Below are 12,636 nucleotides of genomic sequence, written 5' to 3'. Positions count from 1 at the left end.
ATAGAAATGTTCGACAAATTTAATCTATTAATAATCCATATTTTAGGATTAATCATAAAATTTCTAAATATTAATACTACCTTTGCAGCCTTAAAATAGAAAATTTTATAATAAATGAACATACGTAATATTGCCATCATTGCGCACGTTGACCACGGAAAAACATCTTTGGTGGATAAAATTATCCATGCGACACAAGTATTCCGCGACAACCAGGAGACTGGTGAGTTGATTATGGATAACAACGATTTAGAGCGTGAGCGTGGGATCACCATCTTAAGTAAGAATATCTCTGTTATATATAACGGTACAAAGATTAACGTTATCGATACCCCTGGTCACGCCGATTTTGGTGGTGAGGTAGAACGCGTATTGAAAATGGCTGATGGTGTACTGCTTTTGGTTGATGCCTTTGAAGGGCCTATGCCTCAAACACGTTTCGTATTACAAAAAGCATTGGCTTTAGGTTTACGTCCGATAGTTGTGATCAACAAGGTAGATAAACCAAACTGTCGTCCTGATGAGGTTCACGATAAGGTTTTTGATCTATTCTTCCAATTAGATGCAACCGAAGATCAATTGAATTTCCCTACTTTGTATGGTTCTGCCAAACAAGGTTGGTACAATACTTCATTGACACAAACTGAAAACATTAATCCTTTATTGGATGCTGTTTTGCAATATGTACCAGAGCCTGCAGTTTCTGAAGGTACGGTTCAAATGCAAATCACTTCATTGGATTACTCTTCTTTCTTGGGTCGTATCGCGGTAGGTCGTGTGGCTCGTGGTGTGATTAAAGAAGGACAAAACATTCAATTATGTAAGCTTGACGGTAGCCTTGTAAGAGGTAAAGTAAAAGAGCTTTACGTATTTGAAGGTATGGGTAAAAAGAAAGTTACAGAAGTAAAAGCAGGAGATATTTGTGCCGTAGTAGGAATTGAAGATTTCCAGATTGGAGAAACGATTGCCGATTATGAAAATCCTGAAGCATTACCGGTTATAGCTATCGATGAGCCTACCATGAACATGCAGTTTAGCATTAATAACTCACCGTTCTTTGGTCGTGAAGGTAAATTCGTAACGAGCCGTAACTTACGTGATCGTTTGTACAAAGAATTAGAAAAAAACCTTGCATTGCGTGTTAAAGACACGGATGATGCCGATAAATTCTTAGTATATGGCCGTGGTATTCTTCACCTTTCTGTATTGGTAGAAACCATGCGTCGTGAAGGATATGAGTTGACAATTGGTCAACCTCAGGTAATTACTAAAGAAATTAATGGTCAGAAATGTGAGCCATTTGAGAATTTGGTAGTTGACGTTCCGGATGAATTTGCCAGCAAAGTAATCAACCTAGTTACCATGCGTAAAGGCGAAATGTTGATCATGGAATCTAAAGGTACCATGCAACACCTTGAATTTGATATGCCTTCTCGTGGTTTGATCGGTTTACGTTCTCAAATGCTTACCGCTACAGCTGGTGAAGCGGTGATGGCGCATAACTTCTCTGAATACAAACCTTGGAAAGGGGCTATTCCTGGTCGTAATAATGGGGTACTGATTGCAAAACAAGGCGGTACTTCTACAGGATATTCTATCGATAAATTACAAGATCGTGGTTCTTTCTTCATCGATCCGGGTGAAGAGGTTTATGCAGGTCAGATCCTGGCTGAGCACATCAAACCAGGTGATTTGAGTGTAAACGTTATCGAAGGTAAAAAATTGACCAACATGCGTTCAAGCGGTACCGATGGTGCAGCAAACATCGCTCCGAAGATTCAATTGAGCCTTGAAGAATGTATGGAGTATATCCAACAAGATGAGTGTATCGAGTGTACACCTCAAAGCATTCGTATTCGTAAAATTTATTTGGACGAAAACGAACGTAACAAATACTCAAAAACAATGAAAGCGTAAGTTTTCCGTTTATATGATTATCCACAAATGCCGGCAAATTCTTGCCGGCATTTGTTTTTATAAGACTATTCTTTATTTTTGGCACTCATCCTGTAACTATTGGCACCACAACAGACACACCGTAATAATTTCGATTTTTTAAGACTACTGCTCGCGTCCTTCGTGATCATCTCACACAGTTATGCTTTGTTGGGACTCGAGGCCATGGAGCCGCTGCGCAGATTAACCGGTAGCATTATTTTTTCCGGTATCGGGGTAGGCGGTTTTTTTGTATTAAGCGGTTTTTTGATTTATCAAAGTGTGCTCAACTCTGCAAGCCTTGCAATTTTTGTGAAGAAACGGTTCTGGCGTATCTTTCCTGCATTGGTAACAGTAGTGCTCTTTGCTACCTTTATATTAGGAGCTGTTTTTACACAATTGCCATTATTAGACTACCTGAGCCAAAAGCAAACTTACAGCTACCTGATCAAAAATATATTCCTGATTCCCTCTGATAATATTCTGCCTGGTGTATTTAGACAAAATCACCGGCCTGAGATCAATGGCTCTTTATGGACCTTACGTTACGAAGTACTGTGTTATGCAGGCATGTTGCTGTATTTTTTGATTCCCTTAAAGAGGCATAAAAGCTATACCCTTATCGCCTATGGCTTTTTACTGGCCGGCGATCTTTTACTCACCTATAAACCGACATTACTACCCGATGCCTTACAATATCATTTAAGCAATTTCTTTTCCCTGACTACCTTCTTTTATACCGGCGTTTTACTCGCACAATGGCAACAGGTCTGGAAGCCTTACTGCAAACAGATATTTATTGCTTCCTTATTATTGTTTGTTGGTCTGGGTATTTTTAAAGCCACTTTAATTGCGCCCATTGCCATATGGCTCTATCCTTTACTTATTTTGAGTTTTGGCTTGATGTACAACCCCTCATTGCAGATCGGGAAAAAGATAGGAGACATCAGTTATGGAACCTATATTTATGCCTATCCGATCCAACAAATGCTTATTGCTATCGGCATTCAGGAAGTAGGTACACTCATGCTACTATCCTTTATCTGCAGCTGGATCGCCGGTTGGTTGTCGTTCCATCTGATTGAGAAACGGTTTCTATATAAACAAAAAAGGATTTCCTGATAAGAAACCTTTCGTGCTATTTGTATGGCAGTCTAAGGCCTGTATTCATTATCCGGTACTGTATTTTTTGCTTTGCGTTCTGCCTCCAGTGCCCTTAATTCTACTCTTCTTATTTTGCCGCTGATCGTTTTAGGAAGATCTTGCACAAATTCAATGACCCGGGGCATTTTGTAAGGAGCCAGCTGCCCTTTGGCAAAAGAAAACAAATCGCCAGCCAGTTCTGCCGAGGGCTCATAGGCAGCACCCAACACCACAAATGCTTTGATTTCATATCCTTTAACCGGATGAGGGCTGCCTACCACGGCAGATTCCAGTACGGCTTCATGCTCCAGGAGTACACTTTCTACTTCAAATGGGCCCACTCTGTAATCCGATGATTTTATCACATCATCATCCCGGCCCACAAACCATAAATAGCCTTCTTCATCCTTATAAGCCTTATCTCCGGTATAGTAAAGGCCATGTTTAAAGACCGCATTCATTTTTTCGGGCTCATCAAGATACTCCAGAAAAATCCCATTCGGTTTATCCCTGTCGGTGTGCACACAAATATTGCCCTCTTCACTCACCGGGATTTCATTGCCCGCGTCATCTGCGATAATCACTTCATATAAAAAAGTAGCTTTGCCCATAGAGCCGAATTTCACTTTGCTATTGGGCATATTGGCCACCATACAAGTACTTTCTGTCTGCCCGAAACCATCCCTGATCAGTATGCCTGTTCCTTTTTTCCATGCTTCAATAATCTCGGGGTTTAGCGGCTCACCGGCGGCCACACAACTCCTGAAACTAAAGGAGTAAGCCCCAAGATCTTCTACGATCAACATACGCAATACTGTTGGTGGCGCACAAAAAGTGCTGATACGGTGTTGTGCAATAAGAGATAGTTGCGTTTGTGCATGAAACCGCCCGGTCGTATGATAGGCAAAAATAGTCGCGCCTACACTCCATGGCGCGAAAAAACTGCTCCAGGTAAATTTGGCCCAACCGGGTTGTGAAATATTATAATGAATGTCTCCCGCCTTTATGCCGATCCAGCTGGCAGTCGTCAAATGGCCTACCGGATAGCTAAATTGGGTATGCGTAACCACTTTGGGCATTCCGGTCGTGCCCGAGGTGAAAAATAAAAATAAAGGATCATCGGACCTGGTCTCTGCAGCAGCAGCTGTGGAATCGTATTGCAGAATCTCGCTGATACTGATCCAGCCGGCTCTTTGTCCCTCTGCAATAATCTTCACATTGATATGAACGCCGGACTGCTGTTCTGCAGCCTCAATCTTAGCCGCATTGTCCTGGTCGGCAATAACAGCTTTAGGTAAAAGTCTTTGAAAACGATAGCTAATGTCATTTGTACCGAGTATGGTAGCCGCCGGGATCATCCGGAAACCACCTTTTATTGTGCAGAGAATAGCCTGCCAGTTGATCACCTGCAAGGAGAGTTGCGTAAGGATAACATCTCCTTTAGTTAATCCATGTGCCCGTAATAAATTGAGTAATTGATTACAGGCTATGCCCATTTGCCGGAAAGAATAAGTGTGGGTGTGTACACCATCAGTCCATAGCAAGGCTGTGGCATCAGGACTGTCTTTTATATTGATGTCTTCGAAAACTTCTTTAACCCAATTAAAACGTTCTGGTTTCGTGAGGGGCATATTTGCTAAGGCATCATAATTTTCCTGTGCGATAAGATCCCGGAAGGTTCTGAAAATGTGTTCCATAATATAAAGTGGTATGATCGTGAATTTACCCTATCTAAGTTACATAAAAGCAGTCTAAATCAAGGTTTTGTCCGTGATATTAAGATAATTTTAGTTTGTCACATCTTGCTGACAATTATAGCAAACGGCTGTTGCCTTCTAAATCAAGCCGTATATTTGCAGCCACAATAATTGAGTACCATAATGAATATAGCTCTTGCAGGAAATCCCAACAGTGGTAAAACGTCTTTGTTTAATGTATTAACAGGCTTGAATCAAAAGGTAGGCAATTTCCCGGGAGTAACGGTAGATAAGAAGATTGGTTATACGAGCTTGATCGAGGGCACGAAAGCTAAGGTGATCGATTTGCCGGGTACGTATAGCTTATATCCCAAGAGTGCAGATGAATATGTGGCTTACGAAACCTTAATCAATCCTTCTGGAGAAGATGTGCCCGATGTCACTATTGTGGTGGCAGATGCCACTAATCTGAAAAGAAACCTCTTGTTCTGCTCCCAGATCATGGATTTGAAGAAGCCCGTAGTTTTGGCATTAACCATGATGGATATTGCTCAAAAGAAAGGCATTTTAGTAGATGTAAACATCCTGTCCCGGATGCTGGGGATTCCCGTTGTTGACATTAATCCGAGAGAATCAAAAGGGATAAAACCTTTAAAAGAAGCCATCTTAGGGGTTATGCAAGGCAAGCATATTCCAAAAGAGGATTTTGTAAAATTTCCGGCGCTCAACACCGGATTTCTACCCGAATTAAAATTAATTGCAGGTATTGACAACGATTATGCGGCCTTACACCTTGCCTGCGCAACAGAGCGCCTGAGCTTTTTGACCGAAGAGCAACACAACAAAATGGAGGCGCTTAAAAAGCAATACCAATTTTCTAAAGCAAAAGTACAGGCAGCAGAGGTGATGGATCGCTATGCGACCATAGATCACCTGATACAATCTTCCATAAGAATTCAGGACAATACTTCGGGGAGAACCTCCCTGACGGCAAAACTGGATAAGGTCCTGTTACATAAAGTATGGGGTAATCTTATCTTATTTGTAGTCTTAATGTTGCTGTTTCAAAGTATTTTCTGGCTGGCATCATATCCTATGGATTGGATCGATGGTGGCTTTAGTGCTCTGACCGGATGGTTAGGAGAGGTAATGCCCGAAGCCTGGTGGAGCAATTTGATCATAAACGGATTGGTCGCCGGTATCGGTGGGGTAGTAATATTTGTACCGCAAATTGCGATTCTTTTTGGCCTCATCACCCTTCTGGAAGATAGTGGCTATATGGCAAGAATCAGTTTCCTGACCGATAGGCTGATGCGCTCTGTTGGCATGAACGGACGGGCAGCGATGCCCATGATCAGCGGATTAGCCTGCGCCATACCAGCCATTATGGCGACCCGTATTATCGAAAATAAAAAGGAAAGGCTTATTGCCATACTGATCACCCCTTTAATGAGCTGTTCTGCAAGGCTGCCCGTATATACCATTCTGATTAGTCTGGTCATTCCTAAAAGCTATGTACTCGGTTTTATTTCCTTACAAGGATTAGTAATGATGGGCCTGTATTTACTCGGGTTCTTTATGGCCTTAGTCGTATCAAAGGTGTTAAGTATCATTCTGAAAAGTGACAAAGGAAGCCTGTTTTTAATGGAATTACCTTTATATAGAGCGCCCCGTTGGGGAAATGCCTTACAGACAATGGCGGAAAAAGCCATGATTTTTGTAAAAGATGCCGGTAAGGTCATTATGGTGATTTCCGTTATCCTTTGGGCATTGGCCAGCTACGGCCCGGGTAAGAGTATGGATCCGGTGAGCAAAAAGTATGAAATGCTGAAAGTAACGCAGAATGGAAAACTGACGGACGAACAAAAGGTAGAACAGGCACACGAAAGACTGGAACATTCTTATGCCGGTATTATGGGCAAAACAATTGAGCCGTTTATAGCACCTTTAGGATATGATTGGAAGATCGGTATTGCCTTAATTACATCTTTCGCTGCCCGGGAAGCCTATGTGGGTACTATTGCTACCTTATACAGCGTTGGCAATGCCGAGGCAGAAGAATCGACCCTGAAAGAGAAGATGGCGCAGGCAAAGCATAAAGACGGAACACCCGTCTACACCCTGGCAGCAGGTAGCTCGCTCCTGGTCTTCTATGTTTTTGCGATGCAATGTATGAGTACCCTGGCCATTGTAAAAAGAGAGACCAAAAGTTGGAAATGGCCCGTAATTCAATTCGTTTATATGTCTGGCTTAGCGTACATTTGTGCCTTTATTGTATTTCAGGTTTTAAAATAAATTATAGATGAATAAATACTTATTGATCGTTGTAGGCATATTTGTGGCCATTTGCGGATTAATCTATGCATTTAATGCAAGTACACCCAATGTTTATGATATCAATGCATTGCTTGTAGGGAACGGCGTATTGGCCATCCTTTCAGCAGTAACATATTTTATGGTGACCGGAGCCCTGAAGAATGATAATCCGAATGCTTTTATCCGTGCCAAAATGGGGAGCACTATGTTGCGCTTCTTTTTGTGCGTGGTATTGTTTATCGGTTACGCTTATATGCATGGCAAAGAAGGAATTAAACCTACTGTATTTATGTTTTTAGGGATGTATGTCATTTATTCTATTTTAGAATCGGTGGTACTATCCCGGAAAGGAAAGAGCGGAAAGTAATCCGTTTGCACTATGGCTAAAGAAAAGCTAACTTTTGATTCTTTTGGCAAATACCTCCCTCAGGGTACTTTAGAAAAAGTAATACCCTGGTTTAAAAAATATACCATTCAGTTGATCATTACCCGGGAGCGAAGAAGTATTCTGGGTAATTATCGCCAGCCCATCCCTTCGCATCCTTTTCATCGCGTAACGGTGAATGGAAACTTGAATGCGTATGCCTTTCTGATTACTTTATTACATGAATTGGCTCATTTGGAAGCCTACGTGCAGTTCAAGAACAGGATTGCCCCGCACGGGAAAGAGTGGCAGGATATTTATAAAAATATTCTGGTGGAATACCTCGGGAAAAACTTGTTTCCCGCTGATCTGGAGAAATCGCTGCATACCTCTTTGAAAAACCTTAAAGCATCTTCCTGTGCCGATCCCAAGCTGTACAAAGCCTTAATGGCTTTTGATGAGCCACTTATAGAAGGGCTGGTACTGGTAGAAGCATTGATACCCAATACCCGTTTTGTGACCAAAGAGGGGAGGGTTTTTCTTTTGTTACAGAAAAGACGTACCCGATACCTGTGTAAAGAAATCAAAACGAATAAAGATTATCTTTTTTCGGGTTTGGTACAGGTAAAGCCCCTTGTAGAGCCGGCATAAAGAATGCGGATTTTAAATTTGTCAATTTAGAAATAATTAAATACCTTTGCAGTCCGAAAAAATAAGGGCCACCTTTTAGACGACTAAAAGATGTCCATTTGCAGCCCTTACGCATAATCCGGGTTATTTTATTTATTAAAAAACATTTTTATGGCAACATCAAACATTCAGAACTATGAGTTGATGATTATCTTCACTCCGATCTTATCAGAGGAAGATTTCAAAGCTGCTCAGAAAAAGTTCACATCTATCATTGCAGAAAATGGTGGTGAATTGGTTCACGAAAATCCTTGGGGACTTCGCTCTTTAGCTTACCCTATTCAAAAGAAAACCACAGGTTTGTACACAGTAGTAGAGTATACAGCACCTACGGACGTTAACGCTAAAATTGAAATTCAATTGAACCGTGACGAAAACGTAATGCGCTATATGTTGACTCACTTAAACAAATTTGCGGTGGAGTATAACACTCGCAAACGCAATAAAGCTTAATTAAGCACATTGCGCTATTCGTAAACTAAATTTATTCAAACCACAATTTTATTAAAATGGCTAGAAATAACGATATTAAATACTTGAGCAGTACTCGTATCGAGAACCGTCAAAAAAAATACTGCCGTTTCAAAAAATTAGGCATCAAGTATATCGATTATAAAGATGCTGAATTTTTGAAAAAATTCTTAAATGAACAAGGTAAAATGTTACCTCGTCGTATTACCGGGACTTCTTTAAAATACCAACGTAAATTAGGTCATGCTATTAAAAAAGCACGCCAGATGGCGATTTTACCTTATGTTACGGACTTATTAAAGTAATAAAAATCTTAAACAATGAAAGTAATCTTAATAAAAGACGTAGACAATTTGGGTGGTGCACACGAAATCGTTGAGGTTCGCCCGGGATACGCTCGTAACTTTTTAATTCCTCAAAAACACGCTATCGAAGCTTCTGCTTCTAACGTTAAAATTCAGGAAGAGCGTCAAAAACAAATCGCTAAAAAAGAAGAAAAATTATTAGCTAACATTGCTAGCGTTAAAGCCGCTTTAGAAACTGGAGCAGTTAAATTAACCGCTAAAATTGGCGAAAATGGTAAAATCTTCGGATCAGTTACTTCTATCCAATTAGCCCGCGCTATCCGTGAGCAAAAACAATATGAAATCGATCGTCGTCGTATTTCTATATTGGATGAAATTAAAGAAGCTGGTTCTTACAAAGCACAAATTGACTTTGGTAAAGACCACGTTCTGGAATTAACATTTGATGTAGTTGGAGAATAAGTCCGACGATAACAATAAAAAAAAGCTGTGATATTCAAATATCACAGCTTTTTTTTATTGTTATATTTTCAATATATTTGCCGAAAACCCGCAGAAAATCTATGAAAGCAAACAACGCAAAACTCCGTTTTGCATTGAAGCCCGCTTTTGTCATACCATTGTGTTTACTGATTACAATTGTTGTTTCTTGCAAACAATATTATATCGGTATGTATGGTAATCACCTGACATTTAAGAAAAGTTTTTGGGACGCAATACATCATCATGACCTATATCGTGACTACTCGGGAGCATTCCTGGATAGTTTTCACTACGGCCCTCTCTTTACAATCCTTTATACTCCTTTTGCTCTGTTACCCGACCTGTTCGGGATGACTTTGTGGAATCTAGCCAATGTAGGTATATTACTATGGGGTATTTATAAACTACCTATAAAACCTACAGGGCAATCAATCATAGTGTTGCTTTGCTTGAATGAATTAGTTACGGCGATCTTAGGTTTCCAGTTTAACGTGGCGATTACAGGGCTTATCTTACTTGCGTTTAGTTATACCCTTCAAGACAAACCCAAGCAGACAACCTTTGCGATTGTATTAGGAACGCTAACCAAAATTTATGGCATTACCGCACTTGCCTTTTTACTCTTTACTAAAAGAAAATGGCAATATCTTTTGTGGGGGATCATTTGGGCTATTTTTTTATTTTTCCTGCCTATGCTTTTTCTGGGCGCAGACTACGTTGCAGAAATGTATGTTACTTGGTTTGGAGATCTGGCGCATAAAAATGAGGCCAATGCTTCATTGATTACTATGCAGGATATTTCCTTAGTAGGAATGATCAGACGTATTACGGGAAACGGGCATATTTCCCAAACACCTTTCATACTTATTGGTATGTTGTTGTATGCTATTCCTCTTTTTAAAACCAGTTTATATAGCAATGCGCGTTTCCGTCTGTTATTACTGTCATCTACTTTAATTTTTACAGTAATATTCAGTAGCAGTTCCGAATCCCCGACTTATATTATTGCTTTTGTTGGTGTAGCAGTATGGTTTGTTTCAAAGAGGCAGTATACAAATTTGGATATTATACTCGTTATTTTTGCAATACTGCTTACCTCTTTATCTGCAACAGATTTATTTCCAAAAGCGGCCAGAGTTGTAGTAAGACAATATTCACTGAAGGCACTGCCATGTGTTTTAATATGGCTTAAGATCATATACGAAATGCTGACGCATACGGAATATACTAAAACAGACCAAAATGATATTATTAAGTTTTGACATTGAAGAATTCGATTTGCCTTTAGAATACGGGCGTGATATTACTTTTGAACATCAGATAGCTATTTCTTCAGAAGGATGTAATCGTATTTTGGATATTTTGGCCAAGAATAAGATTTCAGGAACATTCTTTACAACTGCAACCTTTGCCCAGCATGCTCCGGAAATTCTTCAAAGGATTAAAAACGAAGGTCACGAATTGGCATCGCACAGCTATTATCATTCAAAATTTGATGTAACAGATTTACTACGCTCAAAACAAGAATTGGAGCGCTTAAGTGGCATGCAGGTTTTGGGATTTAGAATGCCTAGAATGCAGCCGGTATGCCAGAAAGAAGTGGAAAAAGCCGGTTATGAATATAATAGTTCCATCAATCCTACATTCATACCCGGAAGATATAATCATTTTAAGTCAAGCCGTACTTTCTACCAGGATCAAAACGTCCTGCAGATTCCCTCTACGGTAACACCATATATGCGTTTCCCCCTCTTTTGGCTTACTTTTCGTAATATTTCTCTGAGATTATTTACGAAAATGTCAAAAAATACATATAAAAAAGACAATTATCTAAATATATATTTTCATCCTTGGGAATTTTGTGAACGTGTTGCAGATAAATCCTATGGCTTACCCAAATTTATAATCAGAAATTGCGGCGATAAAATGGTTACGCGTTTGGATAATTATATTATAGAGTTGAAGCAAGCGAAGTTGCCATTTTCCACCATTGGGCAGTGGATGAAGACATTTAAGTAAGGAAATGCAAAGTGCCCTCCATAGAAAAATAGTTAATTTTCAAGGAGGGCATTGTAGCATGACTATTGGTCTTGCTGTATAATGGATAAATAACGCTCAAGGCTTTTTTGTTCATTGGCGGCTATAAATATTAGGAAATCTTCTTTTTGTTGCTGCGTCTGAGCCATTTCTAATGATTGATAATAAGCCATCCGGTTATCATAATCGCCTTTGATATTAGCAATCACGTAGCCATGTTGTAATAATATCAGGTTCATGAGTAAACGGGACGTTCTTCCATTACCATCTATAAAAGGATGAATAGTTACTAATCTTTCATGCATTTCAGCAGCCAGCAATACCGGATGTAATTGCCGTCTGTGCTCATGATACCAAAAAAATAATTCTTCCATTTGCTTGGCTACAAGATAGGGTTGTGGAGGCATATGGGTACTTCCTTTGATCATCACTTGTATACTGCGGTATTTGCCCGCTTCTTCCGGATATATGCCTCGTAAAATAAGGTTATGTATGTTTAGTACGACCTTTTGCGTGATTGTAGTTTTCTTATCCATCAGTTCCTTTATGTACACAATGGCCTCCTGATGATTGATCGCCTCTAAATGTTCTTTCATAGACTTCCCCGAGACGGTCAATCCTTCATTGATCACCAAATCGGTCTCTCTTAAGGTTAAGGTGTTGCCTTCAATACGATTGCTTTCATAAGTGTATTCCAATTCCAGTGCTTGTGCAATGCGGAAACTGTCATACTTTCTATAGGTATTCAAATGAGTTCTTAACTGATCAATCTGCTCCAAAATTTCCTCAAGATTACGGGAGATTGTCCTCTTATCTTGTTTACTTCTATATTTTACTTCGTCTTCTGCAGCAACCAATGCCTGTAATACATAAGGTTCTGTAGCATATTCATTTAATATGCGTTCTTTCATCCAGGCAATAAGAAGGGTTTCCTGGTCTATTTCCAGTACTTCTGCTATGTTGCGGATCTGCTCTTTTGTAGGTATTCTTAAGCCTTTCTCATATTTACTAATCAAGGCCTGGTCTATTGCAAGGTGTTGGGCCAATGTTTTCATGGTCCATCCTTTGTCTTTGCGGGCTTGTCTAATAATATTTTTCATTATTGACTTTTTTATTCAAGACAAATTTAGTCTTTTATTTTGGTTTTTAATTTTTATTTATCTGCAAATTTGTCAGTATTTATTACCTTTGCCGA

General features: G+C 39.8%; 12 protein-coding genes. 10 read left to right on the top strand and 2 right to left on the bottom strand.

What is annotated here, in order from left to right; all coding sequences use genetic code 11:
- Positions 1-114 precede the first annotated feature (114 nt).
- Together typA and DBR32_RS05345 are read left to right on the top strand one after the other, a co-directional pair.
- Complete coding sequence (gene typA, locus DBR32_RS05350) at positions 115-1,917, top strand: translational GTPase TypA (protein WP_124635274.1); 1,803 nt, start codon at positions 115-117, stop codon at positions 1,915-1,917.
- Positions 1,918-2,016: 99 nt separating this feature from the next.
- Positions 2,017-3,057, top strand: a complete 1,041-nt coding sequence (locus DBR32_RS05345) for an acyltransferase (protein WP_124635273.1) — start codon at positions 2,017-2,019, stop codon at positions 3,055-3,057.
- A gap of 32 nt (positions 3,058-3,089) precedes the next feature.
- Here DBR32_RS05345 and DBR32_RS05340 read toward each other — a convergent pair whose 3' ends face one another.
- Positions 3,090-4,775 carry an AMP-binding protein gene (locus DBR32_RS05340; protein WP_124635272.1) on the bottom strand — a complete coding sequence of 562 codons (1,686 nt, stop codon included), beginning with the start codon at positions 4,773-4,775 and terminating at the stop codon, positions 3,090-3,092.
- 183 nt (positions 4,776-4,958) lie between these two features.
- On the opposite strand from DBR32_RS05340, the gene feoB reads away from it, so the two are divergent.
- The 8 genes from feoB to DBR32_RS05300 all read left to right on the top strand — a co-directional run bounded on the left by feoB (position 4,959) and on the right by DBR32_RS05300 (position 11,423).
- Complete coding sequence (gene feoB / locus DBR32_RS05335) at positions 4,959-7,070, top strand: ferrous iron transport protein B (protein WP_124635271.1); 2,112 nt, start codon at positions 4,959-4,961, stop codon at positions 7,068-7,070.
- A gap of 7 nt (positions 7,071-7,077) precedes the next feature.
- Positions 7,078-7,458 (top strand): hypothetical protein, encoded by a 381-nt coding sequence (locus tag DBR32_RS05330; protein WP_124635270.1) that lies wholly within the window; start codon positions 7,078-7,080, stop codon positions 7,456-7,458.
- 12 nt (positions 7,459-7,470) lie between these two features.
- Positions 7,471-8,106 carry a SprT-like domain-containing protein gene (locus DBR32_RS05325; protein ID WP_124635269.1) on the top strand — a complete coding sequence of 212 codons (636 nt, stop codon included), beginning with the start codon at positions 7,471-7,473 and terminating at the stop codon, positions 8,104-8,106.
- A 150-nt stretch (positions 8,107-8,256) separates the two neighbouring features.
- Complete coding sequence (rpsF, locus tag DBR32_RS05320) at positions 8,257-8,598, top strand: 30S ribosomal protein S6 (protein ID WP_233559668.1); 342 nt, start codon at positions 8,257-8,259, stop codon at positions 8,596-8,598.
- A 56-nt stretch (positions 8,599-8,654) separates the two neighbouring features.
- Entirely contained in the window at positions 8,655-8,921 is a 267-nt protein-coding gene (rpsR, locus tag DBR32_RS05315) for a 30S ribosomal protein S18 (protein WP_124635268.1), read from the top strand.
- Between the two features lie 15 nt (positions 8,922-8,936).
- Positions 8,937-9,383 carry a 50S ribosomal protein L9 gene (gene rplI, locus DBR32_RS05310; RefSeq protein ID WP_124635267.1) on the top strand — a complete coding sequence of 149 codons (447 nt, stop codon included), beginning with the start codon at positions 8,937-8,939 and terminating at the stop codon, positions 9,381-9,383.
- A gap of 101 nt (positions 9,384-9,484) precedes the next feature.
- The gene (locus tag DBR32_RS05305; RefSeq protein WP_124635266.1) at positions 9,485-10,666 is read left to right on the top strand and encodes a glycosyltransferase family 87 protein; all 1,182 of its coding nucleotides are present in this window, start codon (positions 9,485-9,487) and stop codon (positions 10,664-10,666) included.
- Complete coding sequence (locus tag DBR32_RS05300) at positions 10,647-11,423, top strand: polysaccharide deacetylase family protein (protein WP_124635265.1); 777 nt, start codon at positions 10,647-10,649, stop codon at positions 11,421-11,423. Before DBR32_RS05305 ends, DBR32_RS05300 begins: the two co-directional genes overlap by 20 nt.
- 62 nt (positions 11,424-11,485) lie before the next feature.
- On the opposite strand, the gene DBR32_RS05295 is transcribed toward DBR32_RS05300, so the two are convergent.
- Entirely contained in the window at positions 11,486-12,541 is a 1,056-nt protein-coding gene (locus DBR32_RS05295; RefSeq protein ID WP_124635264.1) for a Fic family protein, read from the bottom strand.
- Positions 12,542-12,636 lie beyond the last annotated feature (95 nt).

This window comes from Taibaiella sp. KBW10 (genome assembly GCF_003852495.1).
GTDB lineage: Bacteria > Bacteroidota > Bacteroidia > Chitinophagales > Chitinophagaceae > Edaphocola.
Note: the sequence above shows the minus strand (reverse complement) of the source record. Positions and strands in the feature narration are given on the sequence as shown.

Excerpts from the sequence above, each read along its gene's own strand:
- typA (WP_124635274.1), top strand. The coding sequence starts at position 115 with ATGAACATACGTAATATTGCCATCATTGCGCACGTTGACCACGGAAAA.
- rpsR (WP_124635268.1), top strand. The coding sequence starts at position 8,655 with ATGGCTAGAAATAACGATATTAAATACTTGAGCAGTACTCGTATCGAG.
- DBR32_RS05340 (WP_124635272.1), bottom strand. The coding sequence starts at position 4,775 with ATGGAACACATTTTCAGAACCTTCCGGGATCTTATCGCACAGGAAAAT.
- feoB (WP_124635271.1), top strand. The coding sequence starts at position 4,959 with ATGAATATAGCTCTTGCAGGAAATCCCAACAGTGGTAAAACGTCTTTG.
- DBR32_RS05330 (WP_124635270.1), top strand. The coding sequence starts at position 7,078 with ATGAATAAATACTTATTGATCGTTGTAGGCATATTTGTGGCCATTTGC.
- DBR32_RS05295 (WP_124635264.1), bottom strand. The coding sequence starts at position 12,541 with ATGAAAAATATTATTAGACAAGCCCGCAAAGACAAAGGATGGACCATG.
- DBR32_RS05305 (WP_124635266.1), top strand. The coding sequence starts at position 9,485 with ATGAAAGCAAACAACGCAAAACTCCGTTTTGCATTGAAGCCCGCTTTT.
- rpsF (WP_233559668.1), top strand. The coding sequence starts at position 8,257 with ATGGCAACATCAAACATTCAGAACTATGAGTTGATGATTATCTTCACT.
- DBR32_RS05325 (WP_124635269.1), top strand. The coding sequence starts at position 7,471 with ATGGCTAAAGAAAAGCTAACTTTTGATTCTTTTGGCAAATACCTCCCT.
- rplI (WP_124635267.1), top strand. The coding sequence starts at position 8,937 with ATGAAAGTAATCTTAATAAAAGACGTAGACAATTTGGGTGGTGCACAC.
- DBR32_RS05300 (WP_124635265.1), top strand. The coding sequence starts at position 10,647 with ATGATATTATTAAGTTTTGACATTGAAGAATTCGATTTGCCTTTAGAA.